This window comes from Pseudomonas sp. BMS12 (assembly GCF_001592875.1).
Taxonomy (GTDB): domain Bacteria; phylum Pseudomonadota; class Gammaproteobacteria; order Pseudomonadales; family Pseudomonadaceae; genus Aquipseudomonas.
In genome coordinates, this window is record NZ_LSOF01000011.1 from 1 (window position 1) to 16,928 (window position 16,928).

The 16,928-nt window shown below is 65.5% G+C and carries 13 protein-coding genes and 1 tRNA gene; 6 read left to right on the forward strand and 8 right to left on the reverse strand.

Annotation, left to right across the window (positions count from 1 at the left end; translation table 11 throughout):
- Window positions 1-86 precede the first annotated feature (86 nt).
- Window positions 87-162 (reverse strand) — tRNA-Val (locus tag AYB31_RS10845).
- A 159-nt stretch (window positions 163-321) separates the two neighbouring features.
- On the opposite strand from AYB31_RS10845, the gene rdgC reads away from it, so the two are divergent.
- Window positions 322-1,242: a recombination-associated protein RdgC gene (gene rdgC / locus AYB31_RS10850; protein ID WP_068828517.1), complete on the forward strand. Its 921-nt coding sequence runs from the start codon at window positions 322-324 to the stop codon at window positions 1,240-1,242.
- A 55-nt stretch (window positions 1,243-1,297) separates the two neighbouring features.
- Here the strand turns inward: rdgC and AYB31_RS10855 are convergent, their stop codons facing one another.
- The 5 genes from AYB31_RS10855 to AYB31_RS10875 all read right to left on the reverse strand — a co-directional run bounded on the left by AYB31_RS10855 (window position 1,298) and on the right by AYB31_RS10875 (window position 5,885).
- Window positions 1,298-3,169: an MFS transporter gene (locus AYB31_RS10855; RefSeq protein WP_068828518.1), complete on the reverse strand. Its 1,872-nt coding sequence runs from the start codon at window positions 3,167-3,169 to the stop codon at window positions 1,298-1,300.
- A gap of 100 nt (window positions 3,170-3,269) precedes the next feature.
- Complete coding sequence (locus AYB31_RS10860; protein ID WP_068828520.1) at window positions 3,270-3,599, reverse strand: AzlD domain-containing protein; 330 nt, start codon at window positions 3,597-3,599, stop codon at window positions 3,270-3,272.
- Complete coding sequence (locus AYB31_RS10865) at window positions 3,599-4,309, reverse strand: AzlC family ABC transporter permease (RefSeq protein ID WP_068828522.1); 711 nt, start codon at window positions 4,307-4,309, stop codon at window positions 3,599-3,601. The genes AYB31_RS10860 and AYB31_RS10865 overlap by 1 nt, the downstream gene beginning before the upstream one ends.
- A gap of 172 nt (window positions 4,310-4,481) precedes the next feature.
- Window positions 4,482-5,309, reverse strand: coding sequence for an AraC family transcriptional regulator (locus tag AYB31_RS10870; RefSeq protein ID WP_068828524.1), 828 nt, complete (start codon window positions 5,307-5,309; stop codon window positions 4,482-4,484).
- 6 nt (window positions 5,310-5,315) lie between these two features.
- Entirely contained in the window at window positions 5,316-5,885 is a 570-nt protein-coding gene (locus AYB31_RS10875) for a GNAT family N-acetyltransferase (RefSeq protein WP_068828525.1), read from the reverse strand.
- Window positions 5,886-6,033: 148 nt separating this feature from the next.
- Between AYB31_RS10875 and AYB31_RS10880 the strand changes: the two genes are divergently transcribed.
- The 3 genes from AYB31_RS10880 (at window position 6,034) to AYB31_RS10890 (ending at window position 11,726) form a co-directional block, all read left to right on the forward strand.
- Entirely contained in the window at window positions 6,034-9,510 is a 3,477-nt protein-coding gene (locus AYB31_RS10880; protein ID WP_068828527.1) for a PAS domain-containing hybrid sensor histidine kinase/response regulator, read from the forward strand.
- A 192-nt stretch (window positions 9,511-9,702) separates the two neighbouring features.
- Window positions 9,703-10,401, forward strand: coding sequence for a pirin family protein (locus AYB31_RS10885; protein WP_068828529.1), 699 nt, complete (start codon window positions 9,703-9,705; stop codon window positions 10,399-10,401).
- A gap of 68 nt (window positions 10,402-10,469) precedes the next feature.
- Window positions 10,470-11,726 (forward strand): MgtC/SapB family protein, encoded by a 1,257-nt coding sequence (locus AYB31_RS10890; RefSeq protein WP_068828531.1) that lies wholly within the window; start codon window positions 10,470-10,472, stop codon window positions 11,724-11,726.
- 49 nt (window positions 11,727-11,775) lie between these two features.
- Here the strand turns inward: AYB31_RS10890 and rmuC are convergent, their stop codons facing one another.
- Window positions 11,776-13,137 carry a DNA recombination protein RmuC gene (gene rmuC / locus AYB31_RS10895; RefSeq protein ID WP_162493006.1) on the reverse strand — a complete coding sequence of 454 codons (1,362 nt, stop codon included), beginning with the start codon at window positions 13,135-13,137 and terminating at the stop codon, window positions 11,776-11,778.
- 407 nt (window positions 13,138-13,544) lie between these two features.
- Window positions 13,545-13,955, reverse strand: a complete 411-nt coding sequence (locus AYB31_RS10900) for a tetratricopeptide repeat protein (RefSeq protein ID WP_068828662.1) — start codon at window positions 13,953-13,955, stop codon at window positions 13,545-13,547.
- Window positions 13,956-14,370: 415 nt separating this feature from the next.
- Here AYB31_RS10900 and AYB31_RS10905 point away from each other — a divergent pair, with 415 nt between their 5' ends.
- Window positions 14,371-14,754, forward strand: coding sequence for a DUF2946 domain-containing protein (locus AYB31_RS10905; protein WP_068828533.1), 384 nt, complete (start codon window positions 14,371-14,373; stop codon window positions 14,752-14,754).
- A gap of 78 nt (window positions 14,755-14,832) precedes the next feature.
- Window positions 14,833-16,911, forward strand: coding sequence for a TonB-dependent receptor family protein (locus tag AYB31_RS10910; protein ID WP_068828535.1), 2,079 nt, complete (start codon window positions 14,833-14,835; stop codon window positions 16,909-16,911).
- Window positions 16,912-16,928: the final 17 nt, after the last annotated feature.

Below are 16,928 nucleotides of genomic sequence, written 5' to 3' on the forward strand. Positions count from 1 at the left end.
CAGCGGACGGGACTCGAACCCGCGACCCCCGGCGTGACAGGCCGGTATTCTAACCGACTGAACTACCGCTGCGCGTAACTGCGAGATGGTGGGTGATGACGGGATCGAACCGCCGACCCTCTGCTTGTAAGGCAGATGCTCTCCCGGCTGAGCTAATCACCCTTCACTCTCGAAGTGGGGCGCATTCTAGAGAGCGATCCGAACCTTGGCAAGCTCTTTTTTTAAAAAAATCTGCAATCGTTCCAAAGGCTTAGCGATGGGTTGGCCAATGAGCCCCAGCGGAGAATAATGCGCGCTTTGCGCAATTGGAGAGTCAGCCCCATGTGGTTCCGCAACCTGCTCGTCTATCGCCTCACCCAGGACCTGCCTTTCGACGCCGAGGCACTCGAGGCTGCGCTGGCCACCAAACTCGCGCGTTCCTGCGCCAGTCAGGAACTGACCACCTACGGTTTCATTCCACCATTCGGCAAGGGCGCCGACGCGCCGCTGGTACATGTCAGCGGTGACTTCCTGCTGGTTGCCGCACGCAAGGAAGAACGCATCCTGCCGGGTAGCGTGGTGCGTGATGCCCTGAAGGAGAAGGTCGATCAGATCGAAGCGGAACAGATGCGCAAGGTCTACAAGAAGGAACGCGACCAGCTCAAGGACGAGATCGTCATGTCCTTCCTGCCGCGCGCCTTCGTGCGCCGCTCCGCCACCTTCGCCGCCATCGCCCCCAAGCTTGGCCTGATCCTGGTCGACTCGGCCAGCGCCAAGCGCGCCGAAGACCTGCTGTCGACCCTGCGTGAAGTGCTCGGCAGCCTGCCGGTGCGCCCGCTGGCCGTGAAGATGGCGCCGACCGCCACCCTTACCGACTGGGTCAAGGCTCAACAGGCGGCCCCTGACTTCTTCGTGCTCGACGAGTGCGAGCTGCGTGACGTCAACGAAGACGGCGGCGTGGTGCGCTGCAAACGCCAGGACCTGACCAGCGAGGAGATCCAGCTGCACCTGTCGTCCGGCAAGCTGGTCACCCAGCTGTCGCTGGCCTGGCAGGACAAGCTGTCCTTCGTGCTGGACGACAAGCTGGTGATCAAGCGTCTGCGCTTCGAAGACCTGCTGCAGGACCAGGCCGCCCAGGACGGTGGCGATGACGCCCTCGGCCAGCTGGATGCCAGCTTCATGCTGATGATGCTGACCCTCAGCGACTTCCTGCCGGCCCTGTTCGAAGCCCTCGGCGGCGAAGAGATTCCGCAAGGCATCTGACGCCTCGGCAGTACAGCCGCAAAGACGAAGCCCGCCAATTGGCGGGCTTCTCGTTTCAGCGCTGGTCGCCGCGCAACTGCGCGACCTGTTCCTGCAATAGCAGGCGCCCGGTGTCGGGTGGCAGCGGCTGGCCGGCGATAAGATTGATCCGCGACCAGAAGCGCTTGAACAGGCCCTTGTGCGGCGCACGGCTGAAGAAGCTGCCCCACAGCCCCTGCAGCGCCATGGGAATGACCGGCACCGGGTTGGCGGCGAGGATGCGCTCAATACCGGCCTTGAACTCATCGATCTCGCCGCTGGTGGTCAGCTTGCCCTCGGGGAAGATGCACACCACCTCGCCCTCCTCCAGGTACCTGGCGATAAGCGCGAACGCCGCCTCGAACACCTGTGGGTCCTCGTTGCGTCCGGCAATCGGCACCGTGCCGGCGGTGCGGAACACGAAGTTGAGTACCGGTAGGTTGTAGATCTTGTAGTACATGACGAAACGCACCGGCCGGCGGATGGCGCCGCCGATCAACAACGCGTCGACGAAGGACACGTGGTTGCACACCAGCACTGCGGCGCCTTCATCGGGGATCACGTCGAGGTTTTCATGACGTACCCGGTACATCGAATGGCTGAGCATCCAGATCAGGAAGCGCATGGTGAACTCGGGCACCACCTTGAAGATGTACAGGTTCACCGCGATGTTCATCAGCGAGATGGCCAGGAACAGCTGCGGAATGGACAGCTTGGCCACACTGAGAAAGAGGATCGAAACCAGCGCCGCCGCGACCATGAACAGCGCATTGAGGATGTTGTTGGCGGCGATGACCCGCGCACGCTCGTGCTCCTCGGTGCGCGACTGAATCAGGGCATACAACGGCACGATATAGAAGCCGCCGAACACGCCGATGCCGAGGATGGAACCCAGCACCCACCAGGCCTGGCCCACGCCGAGCAGGCTCAGCCAGTCGTAGCTGGCCGCTGCTGGCGGAAAGCCGCTGGAAGCGCCCCACAGCAGGATGCCGAACAGGCTCAGGCCGGCAGAGCCGAACGGCACCAGGCCGATTTCCACCTTGTGCCCGCTCATGCGCTCACACAGGATCGAACCCAGGCCGATGCCCACCGAAAACACCGCGAGAATCAGCGTCACCACACTCTCGTCGCCGTGCAGCAGTTCCTTGGCGAAGGCCGGGATCTGCGTCAGGTACACCGCGCCGAGAAACCAGAACCAGGAATTGCCCACCAGCGAGCGCGACACCGCCGGGCGCTGCCCCAGCCCCAAATGCATGATCTGCCAGGTCTGGCGGAAGATGTTCCAGTCCAGCTGCAGGCCCGGCAACCCGGCCGCCGCCGCCGGAATGGCGCGGCTGGCCAGGTAGCCAGCCACGGCCACCAGCACCACTATCGCGCCTACCAGGGCGGCGTAGCTGTCGCTGGCCAGCAACACGCCGGCACTGATGGTACCGGCGAGAATGGCCAGGAAGGTGCCCATCTCCACCAGCGCGTTGCCGCCTACCAACTCATGTTCTTCAAGAGCGGCCGGCAGGATCGAATACTTCACCGGACCGAACAGCGCCGACTGGGTCCCCATGGCGAACAGCGTGGCCAGCAGCAACGGCAGGCTATCGAGCAGGAAGCCCGTCGCGCCGAGCAGCATGATGAACACCTCGGCCAGCTTGATCTTGCGGATCAGACTGTCCTTGGCGAACTTCTCGCCGAACTGGCCGCCCAGGGCGGAGAACAGAAAGAACGGCAGGATGAACAGCAGCGCACAGAGATTGACCAGCAGATCGCGATCGGCGCTGACACTGAGCTTGAACAGAATGGCGAGGATCAGCCCCTGCTTGAACACGTTGTCGTTGAACGCGCCGAGCAGCTGGGTAATGAAGAACGGCAGGAAGCGCCGGGTGCCGAGCAGGGCGAATTGCGAGTGTTGGTTCATCGTCCTTGTACCTGTCTGAGGCCAAACGGCCGTCCAGCATTGGACTCCATCTGGCCTGCGCAAAGCCACACCCGTGTGTGGCTTTTGCGTACTACCAGGCTCAGATCGGCAACTGCCCCAACGCCCAGCGCAGCAGGAAGAACACCAGCAGACCGCCACCGATGGTGGCCAGCAGGTGGCGGGTCAGCGCGGCGATGGCGATGGTCGCCAGGCCGGCCAGCAGGTAGGCGTTATCCAGGTTCAACGCCCAGTGCTGGCCGTCCGGGAGAAACATGCCCGGCACCACGATGGCGGTCAGCACCGCCGTCGGCACATAGTGCAGGCCCTGGCGCACCAGCGGCGGAAAGCGAAGGTCGGGGAAAGCGAACAGGCTGTAGCGGGTGGCGAAGGTGATCGCCAGCATGCCGAGAATCAGAATCCAGTTTTCCATCACAGCTCCTTGTCCAGCAGCAGGCGATAGCGCTGCTCCAGCACCACGCCGACAACGATCCCGGCCGCCGCCGCAGCCATCAATCCGAGTTTGTAGGGCAGGCCATGGCAGGCCAGGGCCACGCCGCCGGCCACTAGGGCCGCCGCCACCTGCGGACGATTGCGCAGCATCGGCACGACGATGCCGATGAAGGTGGAGAGCATGGCGAAATCCAGGCCCCAGGCGGCGATGTTCGGCACGGCCTGGCCGAACAGCAGGCCGATCAGCGTGCACGCTATCCAGTTGCCATACATGGCCAGGCCGGCGCCGAGGAAATACCAGTGCTTGTGCGGCGAGACATCGTCCTCTGCGTAGCGGTGCTGGACCACCGCGAAAGCTTCATCGGTCAGGCAGAAGGCCAGCGGTACCCGCCAGCGTTTGGGCAGGTGACGGACAAACGGCTGCAAGGTGGCGCTGTAGAGCGCGTGACGCAGATTGACCACCAGCGTGGTCAGCCACAGCACCAGCAGTGTGGCACCGCCCCCCAGCAAGCTGATGGTGATGAACTGGGCGGAGCCGGCGAATACCAGTACCGACATGCCGATGGTCTGCCAGGGTGTAAGGCCAGCAGCGCCGGCCAGGCTGCCGTAGATGATGCCGAAAGGCATGGCGCCGAGCAGCATCGGCAGCATGTCGCGCAGGCCCTGCAGGAATTCGTGTTGACGGGACATGGAACCTCCTTGAACAGCGGAGGTTAACCAATTGGTCAGATCAGGTCTTGAACGATCTTGCTCAGGCCCTGGAACTCTTGAGTAAGGCAGGTGGGAGCGGCTTTAGCCGCGATGCTTTGCAACAGCCGACATCGTGGCTAAGCAGAGTGCAGAGCAATAGCCGCGCCCACGCTTATATGGCGCAGGCGCTGCGATATTCACCGGGGGCCACCCCATAGGCCTGCTTGAACTGCCGGGTCAGGTGGCTCTGGTCGGCGAAGCCCAGCTGCATGGCCACGTTCAGTGGCGTGCAGCCACCCTTCAGCAACGCCCGCGCCTGTTCCAGGCGCCGCTGCTTGAGCCAGGCATGCGGTGGCAAGCCCGTGGCGCGACGGAACACCCGGGCGAAGTGGAACGGCGACAGGTTGACCGCGCTGGCCAGCTCCTCCAAGGACGGCGGCTCGACCAGGCTGGCAGCCAACACTTCCTTGGCCCGTGCCACCGCCTGAGGCTCACGCCCGGCATCCTGTACTTCGGGAGTCCGCGCATGGCGTTGCAGCAACTGCAACATCACCTCGCGCCACAGGGTCTGGCGCTGCAGTGCAGGTATTTCGGGACACTCCAACAGGCGATGCAGCTGCCCCAGCGCAGCAACCAGGTCGGCGTCGTGGTGTACGCTGCCCTGGAACACCGGCGCGCTGCCGTGGGGCATTTCCAGTTCCGCCAGCAGCTCACGGAACTGCTGCGCGTGCGGGTAAAACACGCGGTAGCGCCAGCCCTGCTCACTGGCCTTGGAGCCGGTGTGCACTTCGTCCGGATTGAGCAGGGCAAAGCTGCCAGCGGCAGCCAGGTGTTCGGCACCACGATAGCGATAGCGCTCGGCCCCCTCCTCCAGCACGGCAATAGCGTAGGTGTCGTGCACATGAGGATCGAAGCTGTGCTCGATGAAACGCGCAGACAGCAGCTCCAGACCACCGAGGTCGCGCACCGAGCTGAAGCGTGATTGTTCGAGGACGGCCATTGCCAATCACGCGCCGAAGCGCGCCTCCAGCGCCAGCTTCACCTGCGGCCATTCACCGTCGGTGATGCTGAACAGCACGCTGTCGTCGAGACGACCATCGGCCAGCCGGCGATGGTTGCGCAGCACGCCTTCGCGCACGGCACCGAGCTTGGCGATGGCGGCCTGGGAACGCAGGTTGCTGGCCGCCGTCTTCAGCTGCACGCGCACCAGGCGCCACTCCTCGAAGGCGTGACGCAGCATCAGGTACTTGATCATGGCGTTCAGGCCACTGCCGTGCTGGCGCGCGTCGAGCCAGGTGTAACCGATCTCGGCGGCGGGCAGCAGCGGATTGAAGTCGAAGAAACGGGTGGTGCCGACCAGCTCGCCGGCCAGGCGAATGGCAAAGGCCACGGCACGCCCCTCGCGATGGTCAAGCAACGCCGTGCGGTAGTAATCGGGACGCAGGGTGCCATTCATGTACTGCTGGCTGTCGCGGTTGGCCTCGGCCAACTCCAGCAAGGCGGGTAGATCCGCCTCGGCCAATGGTTCCAGGCGCAGCGCGCCCTGCTGCAGGGTAATGGGGAGAGGCTGGAACATCGGGCAACTCTTCTGAAGCGAACTCGGCCAGTCACGCTATCAGCCCGCAGCGCCCGTCTCAAGCGACCTGCGACCTTGGTCGCCCCTGACGGGCGGCACGCCCCATGCGAGACTAGAGTCTGGCTTGATGCCCACACCTGGAGCCCGCATGTCGCTGTCCGGCGGATTGATCGCCTTCGTCGCCCTGGCCTACATGGCCACCCTGTTCGCCATCGCCTTCTACGGTGACCGTCGCCGTGCGCCGCTGTCGCCACGGCTGCGCGCCTGGGTCTACAGCCTTTCGCTGGCGGTGTACTGCACCAGCTGGACCTTCTTCGGCGCGGTCGGCCAGGCCGCCGGTGAGTTGTGGTCATTCCTGCCGATCTACCTGGGGCCGATCATCGTCCTGCTCTTCGCGCCCTGGGTGCTGGAGAAAATGGTGGCGATCAGCAAGCAGGAGAACATCACCTCGATCGCCGACTTCATCGCCGCGCGCTACGGCAAGTCGCAGAGCCTGGCCGTGGTCGTGGCGCTGATCTGCCTGGTCGGTGTGCTGCCCTATATCGCCCTGCAGCTCAAGGGCATCGTCCTCGGCGTCAACCTGCTGGTGGGCGCCACCTCCAGCGTCACCCGCGGCCAGGACACCGCGCTGATCGTGTCCCTGGTGCTGGCCGTGTTCACCGTGCTGTTCGGCACGCGCAACCTGGATGTCACCGAGCACCACCGCGGCATGGTCCTGGCCATCGCCTTCGAGTCGCTGGTCAAGCTGCTGGCCTTCATCGCCGTCGGCGTATTCGTCACCTGGGGCCTGTTCGACGGCTTCGCCGACCTCTGGCGCCAGGCCGAACAGGCACCGGAGCTGCGCGAATTCTGGGGCCAGACCCTGAGCTGGCCGTCGATGCTGGTACAGACCGGCCTGGCCATGGCCGCCATCGTCTGCCTGCCGCGCCAGTTCCACGTCAGCGTGGTGGAGAACAACGACCCGAGCGACCTGCGCCTGGCGCGCTGGGTGTTCCCCGCCTACCTGGTGCTGGCCGCCCTGTTCGTGGTGCCGATCGCCCTGGCCGGCCAGCTGCACCTGCCCACAGGCGTGCCGCCGGACTCCTTCGTCATCAGCCTGCCGCTGGCCGAAGCGCACCCGGCACTGGCCCTGCTGGCTTTCATCGGTGGCGCATCGGCGGCCACCGGCATGGTCATCGTCGCCTCGGTGGCGCTGTCGACCATGATCTCCAACGACATGCTGCTGCCGCTGCTGCTGCGTCGCCAGCGCACCGAGCGGCCATTCGAGGCCTTCCGTCACTGGATGCTCAGTGCCCGCCGGGTGAGCATCCTGATCATCCTGCTGCTGGCCTACGTCTGCTATCGCCTGCTCGGCACCAATGCCAGCCTGGCCACCATCGGCCAGCTGTCGTTCGCCGCTATCGGCCAACTGGCACCGGCCATGTTCGGCGCCCTGCTGTGGAAACAGGCCAACCGCCGCGGTGTATTCGCCGGCCTGGCCGCCGGCTGCACGCTGTGGTTCTACACCCTGGTGCTGCCCCTGGTGGCGGGCGGCCTGCGCTGGTCGCTGGACAGCTTCCCGCTGCTGCCGGAATTGCTCTACTACCCCATCGGTATCGAGGTCGAGCCGCTGACCCGCGGGGTGATCCTGTCGCTGGCCGGCAACATGCTGCTGTTCGCCTGGGTCTCCTGGTTCTCCCGCACACGGGTCTCGGAACACTGGCAGGCCGGGCGCTTCATCGGCCAGGACCTCGGCGCCCGCAGCAGTGGTCGCAGTCTGCTGGCCGTGCAGGTCGCCGACCTGATGCAGCTGGCCGCCCGCTTCGTCGGCGAAGAACGCGCACGGCAGAGCTTCGTGCGCTTCTCCTACCAGCAGGACAAGCCCTTCAACCCCAGCCAGAACGCCGATACCGAGTGGATCGCCCACACCGAACGCCTGCTCGCCGGCGTACTCGGCGCCTCCAGCACCCGCGCCGTGGTGCGCGCCGCCATCGAAGGGCGGGAGATGCAGGTCGAGGACGTGGTGCGCATCGTCGACGAAGCCTCGGAGGTGCTGCAGTTCAACCGCGCCCTGCTGCAGGGCGCCATCGAGAACATTACCCAGGGCATCAGCGTGGTCGACCAGAACCTGCGCCTGGTGGCCTGGAACCATCGCTACCTGGAACTGTTCGAGTACCCAGAGGGCCTGATCGGCGTGGGTCGGCCAATCGCCGACATCATCCGCTACAACGCCGAGCGCGGCCTGTGCGGCCCCGGCGAGGTGGAAAGCCACGTAACCCGGCGCCTGCACTGGATGCGCCAGGGCAACGCGCACACCTCCGAGCGCCTGTTCCCCAACGGCCGGGTCATCGAACTGATCGGCAACCCCATGCCCGGCGGCGGCTTTGTCATGAGCTTCACCGACATCACCGCCTTCCGCCAGGCCGAACGCGGCCTCAAGGAAGCCAACGAGGGCCTGGAACAGCGGGTGATCGAACGCACCCACGAGCTGTCGCAACTGAACCAGGCGCTGGGCGAAGCCAAGGGCCACGCCGAGGCGGCCAACGCCTCGAAGACCCGCTTCCTTGCCGCCGTCAGCCATGACCTGATGCAGCCACTGAACGCCGCGCGGCTGTTCTCCGCCTCCCTCGCCCACCAACAGGACGCCCTGCCCCGCGAGGCCCGCGAGCTGGTACGCCATCTGGATAGCTCGCTGCGTTCGGCCGAGGACCTGATCACCGACCTGCTGGACATCTCACGCCTGGAAAGCGGGCGCATCACGCCCGAACGCCACGTCTTCTCCCTCTGCCAGCTGTTCGAGGCCCTGGGCGCCGAGTTCAAGGTACTGGCCCAGGAACAGGGCGTGGACTTCCGCCTGGTTGCCAGCCAGCAACGCATCGACAGCGACCCGCGCCTGTTGCGCCGGGTGCTGCAGAACTTCCTCACCAACGCCTTCCGCTACGCCAAGGGCCGTGTGCTGCTTGGCGCCCGGCGCGAGGGCGACCAGCTGCGCCTGGAGGTCTGGGACCGCGGCCCGGGCATTCCCGAGGACAAGCGCAAGGTGATCTTCGAGGAATTCAAGCGCCTGGACAGCCACCAGACCCGCGCCGAGAAAGGCCTGGGCCTGGGCCTGGCCATCGCCGACGGCCTGTGCCGGGTGCTCGACCACCACCTGGAAGTGCGCTCCTGGCCGGGCAAGGGCAGCGTGTTCAGTGTCAGCGTGCCGCTGGTGCGCGGCCCCGCTCCACAAGCGCTGCCGGTAGCAGCCAATGGCGAACTCAATGGCCACAGCCTGGGCGGCGCCCAGGTGCTGTGCATCGACAACGAGGACAGCATCCTCACCGGCATGCACAGCCTGCTGTCACGCTGGGGCTGCCAGGTGTGGACGGCGCGCAATCGCCTGGAGTGCGAGCACCTGCTGGATGAAGCGGTACAACCGCAGCTGGCGCTGGTGGACTACCACCTGGACGAGGGTGACACCGGCACCGAACTGATGGCCTGGCTGCGCACGCGCATGGGCCAGCCCCTGCCCGGCGTGGTGATCAGCGCCGACGGGCGCCCGGAGCTGGTGGCAGCCGTGCATGCCGCCGGCCTGGACTACCTGGCCAAACCGGTCAAGCCGGCCGCCCTGCGCGCGCTGATCAGCCGCCACCTGAAACTGGCCTGACGGCCGGGGCGGCTCACCGATAATAGAGCGCCTGCCAAGGCAGGCCCTGCAGCGCTTCTCGGCACGACAAACAATCAATTAAATCGATATGAAGTAGCGGCTTTTTGCGCTTTTTATCAGTACCTCATCGATAGATCATTCGCTCCATCCCCTGCGGCGCAATCTGGCGCCCCGGACCACGGAGTCATCACCATGATCGAAGTACGCCCCTTTGCGTCCCTCGGCCACGCCCACCACGGCTGGCTGAATGCCCGTCACCACTTTTCCTTCGCCGAATACCACGACCCGCAACGCAACAACTGGGGTCGCCTGCGCGTCTGGAACGATGACGAAATCGCCTCCCAGAGCGGCTTCCCGCCACATCCGCACCATGACATGGAGATCATCACCTATGTCCGCGAAGGCGCGATCACCCATCGCGACAACCAGGGCAACCAGGGCCGCACCGAGGCCGGTGACGTCCAGGTAATGAGTGCCGGCACCGGCATCGCCCACTCCGAATACAACCTGGAGGACGTGACCACCAAGATCTTCCAGATCTGGATTCTTCCCGACCGTCAGGGCGAAGCCCCGGCCTGGGGTGCCAAGCCCTTCCCCAAAGGCGAGCGCGCCGGTCAGTTCGTGGTCCTCGCCAGCGGTCACGCCAGCGACGGCGAAGCCCTGCCGATCCGCGCCGATGCGCGCCTGGTAGCGGCCACGCTGAATGCCGGGCAGAGCGCCGAGTATCCACTGGGCCGCCTGCGCAAGGGCTATCTGGTCGCCGCGCAGGGCCGCATCGAGGTCAATGGCGTGGAAGCCCAGGCCCGTGACGGTGTGGCCATCGCCGATGAGGAAGTGGTGCGGGTCACCGCCCTGGAAGACAGCGAGGTGGTGCTGGTCGACGTGGCTTGACCTGCAGCAAGCACGAGGCAGTTGCGCGAGGCTAGACTGCGCGCAACAGCCTCGCTGAAGGAACACCTATGTCGCCCAATGCCGAGCTCGCCCTGAGCCTCGCCACCGCCCTCGCGGTCGGTCTGCTGATCGGCACCGAACGCGGCTGGCGAGCCCGGGACAGCGACGACACCCACCTGGTAGCGGGTATCCGCACCTTCGGCCTGATCGGTCTGCTCGGCGGGCTGGCAGCGCTGCTCGGCGAACACTTTGGTGCGGCCGTCTGGATCGCCATGCTGCTCATGCTCGGCCTGCTGGCCGTCGCGGGCTATCTGGGCGAAGTCAAACGCAGCGGCGACCTCGGCCTGACCAGCGAGGTCGCCATGCTGCTGACGTTCACGTTAGGCAGCCTGGCCATCGTGCATAGCCGCAGCCTCGCGGCCGGGGGCGCGGTGGTGGTCGCCCTGCTGCTGAGCCTCAAGGAACCCCTGCACAGTGGTCTGCGCCGCCTCTCGGAAGCCGAGCTGTCGGGGGCGCTCAAGCTGCTGTTCATTTCCCTGGTACTGCTGCCGGTATTGCCCAACCAGGGCTACGGCCCCTGGCAGGCCTTCAACCCCTACGCCACCTGGTGGATGGTGGTGCTGATCGCCGCTATCGGCTTCGTCGCGTATGTCGCCATTCGCCTGGTCGGTGCACGCCACGGCCTGCTGGTCACCGCGCTGCTCGGCGGCACCGTTTCTTCCACGGCCATGACCCTGACCCTCTCGCGCCTGCACGATGGCCCGCGTTTGCGCGCCCTGCTGGCAAGCGCTTTGCTGGCGACCTCGGCCCTGATGTTTCCACGGATTCTGCTGGAAGTCGGCGCCGTGAATGCCGACATGCTGCCACCGCTGTTGCTGCCACTGTTGCTGGCCGGGCTGGTTTACGCCAGCGGTGCGCTGGTGTTCTACCGCATTGCCGGCACCGAACTGCCGGACGCCCTGGAACCACCGCTGAAGAACCCTTTCGAGCTGGGCCCGGCGCTGCGCTTCGCCGCACTGCTGGTGGTCATTCTGTTTCTCATCGAAGGCGCTCGCGAAGGGTTCGGCGATGCCGGCATCTATGGGGTTGCCGTCCTGTCCGGGCTGAGCGACGTGGATGCCATCACCCTGTCACTGGCGCGCAGCGCACAGAGCGACCTGACCCCGGAGCTGGCGGTGCAGGGCATCTACCTGGCGGCATTCAGCAACAGCCTGGTCAAGGCCGGGCTGATCGCCCTGATCGGCGGTCGCGAACTGGCCATGCGCACGCTTCCGATCATGTTGCTCGGTCTGCTGCTGGGCCTCGGCGCTCTGCTGGCGTTCTGAACCACCCGGGGGAGCGGACCAACCAGCAGCCTTCCCGTTTACGGCTGACCTACTCCCCCGCCTCATCCAGCTGCGGCACGCCGGAAGCACGCTCGATCAGCTCCGGCGACAGGCTCTTGCTGGCGCGGGCGCCGAGCAGCTTGAGGTTCTCGACCCGGTTGATCAGGTTGCCGCGACCCTCGCACAGTTTGTTGCGCGCCGCGTCGTAGGCCTTGTCCAGCTGCTTGAGGCGACTGCCGACTTCGTCCAGATCACCGATAAAGGCGACAAACTTGTCGTACAGCTGGCCCGCACGCTCGGCAATGTCGCGCGCGTTCTGGCTCTGTCGCTCCTGACGCCAGAGGCTGTCGATCACCCGCAGGGTGGCCAACAGGGTGGTCGGGCTGACGATGACGATGTGCTGCTCGAAGGCTTCCTGGAACAGGCCAGGGTCGGCCTGCAAAGCCGCGGCGAAAGCCGCCTCGATCGGCACGAAGAGCAGCACGAAGTCCAGGCTGTGCAGGCCTTCGAGGCGCTGGTAGTCCTTCACCGAAAGACCCTTGAGGTGGCTGCGCAGGCTCAGCACATGCTGCTTGAGCGCCGCGGCGCGGCTGTTCTCATCCTCGGCTGCCACCAGCTGCTGGTAGGCAGTGAGGCTGACCTTGGCGTCCACCACCACCTGCTTGTCGCCGGGCAGCTGGATCAGCACGTCCGGTTGGAAACGCTCGCCGTCGCTGCCCTTGAGGCTGACCTGGGTATGGTACTCGCGGCCCTTCTCCAGGCCGGCGTGCTCCAGCACCCGTTCCAGCACCAGCTCGCCCCAGTTGCCCTGGGTCTTCTGGCCCTTGAGCGCGCGAGTCAGGTTGGTGGCCTCGTCGCCCAGGCGCTGGTTGAGCTGCTGCAGACGTTCCAGCTCCTTGGCCAGGGAGAAACGCTCGCGGGCTTCGTTCTGGTAGCTCTCCTCGACACGCTTCTCGAAGGCCTGGATGCGCTCCTTGAGCGGGTCGAGCAATTGCCCCAGGCGCTGCTGGCTGGTCTCGGCGAAGCGCTGCTCGCGCTCGTCGAAGATCTTGCCGGCCAACTCGGCGAACTGCGCGCGCAGCTCGTCACGGGCGGCCTGCAAGTCGGTGAGGCGCTGCTGATGATTGTCCTGCTGCTCGCGCAGTTCGGCGACCAGGCCGGCGCGTTCGCTTTCCAGACGGCGCAACTCGCCTTCCTTCTGTTCGCGCTCGCGGCTCCAGTCCTGCGCCGCCGCGCGCGCCGTTTCGCGCTCGCGGCCCAGCAGCTCGCTCTCGCGGCGCAGCGCAGCCAGCTCGGCCTGCTGGCGACTGCCCTCCTGCTGCTGGTTGCGCAGATCGTCCTGCACACCGTCGAGCTGCGCGCTCAGCCCTTCCTGGGCCAGGCGTGCCTGACTAAGGCGCTCTTCGAGCAACAGACGCTCGGCGGTCAGCAGGGCCTGACTACGCTGCAGACGCCAGGCCAGCACGGCCAGCGGCGCGGCGCCCAGCAGCAGGCCGAGCAGCAGGTTGGGAAGGTCGGGAACGAAGGACAGGGGCACGGGCGGACTCGCTGGCGACTGGAGAATTGCCCGGCAGTATACCCGGGCGACACGTAGCTCCGAGGGCTTGCAGCAGTAAGCCCCTTACAGGAGCGAGCACCAAGCACGAAAGGCCCGGCCATACATGTGGTTTCGCTGTGGGAGCGACTTTAGTCGCGATGCTTTTGTGCTGACCTAATCGCGACTGAAGTCGCTCCCACAAAAGCTTGGCTCGGCACAACCCCGCAATAGGGACGAGCCGACAAAGACCGTGGTTTCTACAGAGCCCTAGCGAGAGCCACTCAGTGCAGACGCTTCAGCAGGCGGGTGGCTTCGTGGGAACCCTGGGCTGCGGCCATTTCCAGCCAGTGACGCGCCTGCAACGGCTCGGCCTGGCGCGGCTGACTGTAGTGACGGGCCAGTTCCAGCTGGGCACGCAGATCGCCGGCACGGGCGGCCTGACGCAACAGTTCGAGGCCGATACGACGGTCGCGGGCATTACCGCAGTCGCGGCACAGCAGTTGCCCCAGACGGCTCTGGGCGACGACCACGCCCTGGCGCGCCGGCAGTTTGAGCATGCGCCCGGCGAGACGTTTGACACTGGCATGGTGGCCGAGACGGGGACGATCGAGCAGCCACAGGGCCAGGCGGGTCGGCAGGCGAGTGCTTGCATCGGGCTGGTGCTGGGCGGCGGACAGTGCGCGAGACTTCATGTAGGCATTGGCTGACATCGGGGCGCGCCACTCTACTCTCTTTTTTCGCGGGGTAAAGACTTGCAAAACGATGCGATTGCGGATCTAGAGCGGTCACTCTAAAAAGTCCACAGAAGCTGTGGATAACTCCGTGGGTAACTTGGTGAAAGTTCTTCTCATCGCCCAGCCGGTGGGGCTCGCGGTCAAACTGGCGCTTTTTTCACCAGCTTAAAAAAGCCTTATTTTTCAATGCCTTGAAAAATGGCCATGAATAATCAAACAGTTACAGCACATTGTGACAGAAGCTTGACAAGGTGCTTCGCCATTGTGCACAAGTGCATCGCGCGCACCATCGGCATGCCCAGTTTCAGAGCGCGCCAGGTGCGGCATATCCGCGCGTTTCTTCAGAACCATTAGGGTGCTACATTCGCCCCCCATGAAGCTCAGCCACTCACGCCGCGCCGCTACCGCCTGGATGCTCTACCTGTGCATCCTGAGCAACCTGCTGGCTTGCGCCATTGTCCACGGCCAATACGCCGGGCTCGAACTGAGCGGCATCGGTGGTCTGTACTGCTCGGCCAACGGCAATGCCGGGCCAGGCTTCTCCGGCGACCTGGCCGACACCTCCAGCGCCGGCCTGAGCAGCCCCTTCAGCTGTGCCCTGTGCGCCAGCGCCGTGGTCAGCCTCGGCCTGCTGTTCGTCCTCGCCTGGCTGCTGCGCCTTGCTCCTGGCCCGGCGCCATACCGCGAACCCCGCGGCAATATGCCGCCCCGCCACGCCTGGCCACCGGCCAACCCCCGCGCACCACCCCTGCACTGATCCCCCACCCCTGACACCTTTCGTCATTCGCGCGAGCAACGGCCTGCGGCCGGGCTTGCGCCACAGTGGATCAGAACAATGAAGAAACCGACTCAGATCGCCCGGCGTGCCTCTGCACGCCCCGTTTATCTGCTGAGCCTGCTCGCCCTGAACCTGGGCATGGCCAAGGCCGCATTGGCCGCCGAACAACTGCAACTCGACAGCACACGGATCGAGGGGCACTACGCAAGCGACCCGACAGCCCCCAGCCTGGCCGAGAAACGCGCGGAGTTCGCCCGCATTCCCGGCGGCGCCGAGGTCGTGGATGCGGAGACGTACAAGAACGGCCGTAGCAGCACCCTGCAGGACGCCCTGGGCCTGGCGACCGGGGTGTTCATCCAGCCGCGCTTCGGTTCCGAAGAAGCGCGCCTGTCGATTCGCGGCTCCGGCCTGCAGCGCACCTTCCACGGTCGCGGCTTGCTGCTGATGCAGGATGGCGCGCCGGTCAACCTGGCCGACGGCAGCTTCGACTTCCAGAGCATCGAACCGCTGGCCACCGACCATATCGAAGTACTGCGCGGCGCCAATGCCTGGCGCTACGGCGCGGCCAACCTGGGCGGCGCGATCAACTTCGTCAGTCCCACCGGCAAGACTGCGCCCCCGGTGACCCTGCGCCTGGAGGGCGGCAGCTTCGATTACCAGCGTCTGTATGCCGCCGTGGCCCAGGACTTCGGCGACTGGGATGCCTTCATCAGCCTCAACGACTATTCCCAGGACGGCTTCCGCGACCATGCACGCCAGGACAACCAGCGCTACTTCGCCAACCTCGGCGGGCGCATCAACGAGCGCCTGGCCACCCGTTTCTACCTGACCCATGTGGAAACCGACTCGGACCTGCCCGGTAGCCTGAGCAAGTCCCAGCTGCGCAAGAACCCGGAGCAGGCCTCGGCAGGCAGCCTGAGCGGCGACCAGCAACGCGATTTCACCTTCAACCGCCTGGGCAATATCAGCACCCTGCAACTGGACGGCGGCCACAGCCTGGAGCTGGCGAGCTACTACAGCGAGAAGTCGCTGTTCCACCCGATCTTCCAGGTACTGGATATCGACAGCGAGGATTACGGCCTGCGCCTCAGCCATAAATGGCAAGACGCCGACGGCTGGCGCTGGCAGGGCGGCCTCGATGCCAGCCAGGGGCGCAACTGGGACTCGCGCTATATCAACCAGGCCGGGCACAAGGGTCGTAAAGTCAACGAACTGCACCAGACCGCCCGCAATGTCGCCCTGTTCGGCGAACTGGAAGTTCCCCTGGCCGAACGCTGGGCCCTGCTCGCCGGGGCGAACTGGCAGCATCAGGAGCGCGACGTGGATGACCGCCTGCGCTGCAACGCCTTCGTCAGCGGCTTCTGCCTGGCGCAGGACGAGTCCTTCAACAAGAGCTACATCGGCCGCAGCGGGCGTATCGGTCTGCGCCACGACCTGAGCGAGGGCGTGCAACTGTTTGCCAACCTCAGCCAGAGTTTCGAGCCGCCAACCTTCAGCGAACTCACCGGCGGCCAGGTGATCAGCGCCAACGACGCACAAAGGGCCAATACCCTGGAGCTCGGCATGCGCTGGAATCGCGACAATCTGGACCTGGATCTGGCCGTCTATCGCAGCGAGATCCGCGACGAGCTGCTCAGCCTCAACGATGCCGATGGCAACCCGCTGGGCACGGTCAACGCCGACCACACCCTGCACCAGGGCATCGAACTGGGCGCCGCCTGGTCCCTGGGCCAGTTCGTCCTGCGCGGTCAGTACCTGCTCAACGATTTCCGCTTCGATGACGACGCCACCTACGGCGACAACCGCCTGGCCGGCGTGCCACGCCAGTTCGTCAAGGGCGAGGCGCTATGGCAACGGGATGGCTGGTATGCCGGGCCGACCTTCGAGTGGGTGCCGAGCCACTACAACGTCGACCAGGCCGAGAGCCTGTATGCCGAGGGCTATGCGATCTGGGGCCTGAAGGGTGGCTACCGCCCAGCCGAGGGCCTGGGCTTCTTTATCGAAGGGCGCAACCTCTCGGACACCACCTATATCGCCACGACCGGCGTGATCGCCGACGCCCGAGGCCAGGACTCTGCCCAGTTCCTGCCGGGCGACGGTCGCAGTCTCTACGCGGGACTGGAGTGGCGGATGTAACAGATTTGAAGAAGCGC

What these genes read in the sequence shown, in the direction of transcription:
- AYB31_RS10905 (WP_068828533.1), top strand. Translation starts at nt 14,371, where the DNA reads ATGAAGCTCAGCCACTCACGCCGCGCCGCTACCGCCTGGATGCTCTAC.
- AYB31_RS10855 (WP_068828518.1), bottom strand. Translation starts at nt 3,169, where the DNA reads ATGAACCAACACTCGCAATTCGCCCTGCTCGGCACCCGGCGCTTCCTG.
- AYB31_RS10860 (WP_068828520.1), bottom strand. Translation starts at nt 3,599, where the DNA reads ATGGAAAACTGGATTCTGATTCTCGGCATGCTGGCGATCACCTTCGCC.
- AYB31_RS10865 (WP_068828522.1), bottom strand. Translation starts at nt 4,309, where the DNA reads ATGTCCCGTCAACACGAATTCCTGCAGGGCCTGCGCGACATGCTGCCG.
- AYB31_RS10875 (WP_068828525.1), bottom strand. Translation starts at nt 5,885, where the DNA reads ATGTTCCAGCCTCTCCCCATTACCCTGCAGCAGGGCGCGCTGCGCCTG.
- AYB31_RS10870 (WP_068828524.1), bottom strand. Translation starts at nt 5,309, where the DNA reads ATGGCCGTCCTCGAACAATCACGCTTCAGCTCGGTGCGCGACCTCGGT.
- AYB31_RS10900 (WP_068828662.1), bottom strand. Translation starts at nt 13,955, where the DNA reads ATGAAGTCTCGCGCACTGTCCGCCGCCCAGCACCAGCCCGATGCAAGC.
- AYB31_RS10890 (WP_068828531.1), top strand. Translation starts at nt 10,470, where the DNA reads ATGTCGCCCAATGCCGAGCTCGCCCTGAGCCTCGCCACCGCCCTCGCG.
- rdgC (WP_068828517.1), top strand. Translation starts at nt 322, where the DNA reads ATGTGGTTCCGCAACCTGCTCGTCTATCGCCTCACCCAGGACCTGCCT.
- AYB31_RS10910 (WP_068828535.1), top strand. Translation starts at nt 14,833, where the DNA reads ATGAAGAAACCGACTCAGATCGCCCGGCGTGCCTCTGCACGCCCCGTT.
- AYB31_RS10885 (WP_068828529.1), top strand. Translation starts at nt 9,703, where the DNA reads ATGATCGAAGTACGCCCCTTTGCGTCCCTCGGCCACGCCCACCACGGC.
- AYB31_RS10880 (WP_068828527.1), top strand. Translation starts at nt 6,034, where the DNA reads ATGTCGCTGTCCGGCGGATTGATCGCCTTCGTCGCCCTGGCCTACATG.